This window comes from Lichenihabitans sp. Uapishka_5, assembly GCF_033947565.1.
Lineage (GTDB): Bacteria > Pseudomonadota > Alphaproteobacteria > Rhizobiales > Beijerinckiaceae > Lichenihabitans.
The window spans coordinates 1-1,752 of the sequence record NZ_JARPVX010000183.1 but is presented as its reverse complement, the minus strand read 5'-3'; the positions used below and the strand labels follow the sequence as shown (position 1 = coordinate 1,752).

Sequence of the window (1,752 nt, the reverse complement as noted above, 5' to 3'; positions counted from 1 at the left end):
CGGTCCAGTCTTCCCCGGCTTCGAGCAGGCCGATCAGCCGGCCATGGTCGCTGTCGCCGCCCATGAAGGCATGCACGCAGCCGGCGAGCTGCGGGAAGCTTTTCAGGTAGCCGCTCTTTTCCAAGGTGCGGCGCGGCAGGCCGGGCGGGAAGTGGATGCGGGTGGCGCGGTCGTCCGCGGCCAGCGCCGCCACCCGGGCCGTGAAGCGCTCGATCACCTCCTCGACGATGCCGGCGCGGCCATACAGGCCATCGACGCCGGTGCGGATCAGCAGCCCGTCGTCGAACAGGGCATCCAGAAAGGCTTCCGGGGAAACGGGCGGCTTCAGCGGTGCGTTCATGGCGACCCCAGGCTCGTGTCGAAGCGGCTCATCGGCAGCAGGTTGGCGGTGTTGGCGAGGATGCGGTCGTTGCCGATCATCAGCGGCGCCGACAGAAGGTCGCGCAGATGGCGTCCGACCGAGACGGGGGTGTTGTTCTTGTAGCCCGCGAGGCCGGTGACCAGCAGGGCCTCGTTGGCGATCTCGACCGCCAGGGTGGAGCAGGTGAGCTTGAGGTTGTTCATCTCCACCGCGAAGCCGAGCGATCGCAGGGCGTCCTCGTCGCGCAGCGCCGCGGCGTAGCGGTCGAGGCCGGCCTCGAGAGCGGTCTTCAACTCGCCGAGCTTGCGCATCGCCCCGGCGAGCCGCAGGCCGCCGGGCGGCGGCGCCCCCGTGTTGGGCGCCTTGCGCATCGCGGCCTTGACGGCCACCTGGGCGCGCCGGGCCGCATCGGCCGCGATGCCGAACCAGACGCTGCCCCACAGCAGGTGGCTGGTGGCCAGCATCGACTGGGCGGCGATCTCGTGGAAGGGTTTGGGGAGGATCTGCTCGACCGATCCGGTGGCGGTCAGCAGAAAGCCTTCCGAGCAGGTGCCCCGCATGCCGAGCGTGTCCCAGTCGCCACGCTGTTCGAGCTGGTAGTCGGCGCGGCGCAGGGCCACCAGCACCTGGTCGGAGCCGGCCGCGTCGGGGCTGCGGCGGGCGGTGACGAGGATCACGTCGGCCTGGCGGCCATAGGAGATGACGCTGGCTTCCTTACGGAAGTGGAAGCGGTCGCCGTCGCGCTCGACCGCGCAAAGCGAAGTGCGCAAATCGCCGCCGATGCCGGCCTCGGTGGTCGAGGAGGCGATCAACAGCTGCTGGGCCGCGACGTCGCGCAGCAGGGCGCAATGCCAGTCGCTTGTTTGCCCGTGCATGACGAGGCTCGACAGCTTGATCTGGTGCATGGCGTAGATCATGGCGCTCGATCCGCAGGCGCCCGCCAGACTGGCGCACAAATCCGTGACCGTGCGCAGGTCGGCGCCGCTGCCGCCGAAGCGCTCGGGCACCATCAACCCGAGCAGGCGCTCGCGGCGCAGTGCCGCCACCGTGTGGGCCGGAAAGGCACCGTCGCGGTCGACTTGGGCCGATCGGGGGTCGGCGACCTCGCGGGCGAGCTCGCGCATGCGGGCCCCGGGCGTGTCGCCGTCGGCCTCGGTGGCCAGCAGCGCCACGGCTCAGACCTTCTCGGGCACGAGCGACGCGACGGCTTCGGCCAGGGCCGCCAGCGTCGTGAAGGTTTTGCGGGTCAACAGCGCATCGGGGAACTCGACGTCGAAGCGCTCCTCGACCGCCAGCATCAGCCGCACCGACCCATAGGAGGTCAGCCCAGCCTCAAACAAATCCGCCGTGTCCGACAGTGTTTCAACCGGACAAGACAGAAGCTCTGCGTC

General features: G+C 70.0%; 2 protein-coding genes and 1 pseudogene. All 3 read right to left on the bottom strand.

All coding sequences use genetic code 11. From position 1 onward, the window contains the following. Positions 1-340 (bottom strand): annotated as a pseudogene (locus tag P7D22_RS22990) (amino acid--[acyl-carrier-protein] ligase); the annotation flags it as partial. Next, positions 337-1,485 carry an acyl-CoA dehydrogenase family protein gene (locus tag P7D22_RS22985; RefSeq protein WP_319936567.1) on the bottom strand — a complete coding sequence of 383 codons (1,149 nt, stop codon included), beginning with the start codon at positions 1,483-1,485 and terminating at the stop codon, positions 337-339. The pseudogene P7D22_RS22990 and the gene P7D22_RS22985, both read right to left, overlap by 4 nt. Positions 1,486-1,536: 51 nt before the next feature. Further along, complete coding sequence (locus P7D22_RS22980; RefSeq protein ID WP_319936566.1) at positions 1,537-1,740, bottom strand: acyl carrier protein; 204 nt, start codon at positions 1,738-1,740, stop codon at positions 1,537-1,539. Positions 1,741-1,752: the final 12 nt, after the last annotated feature.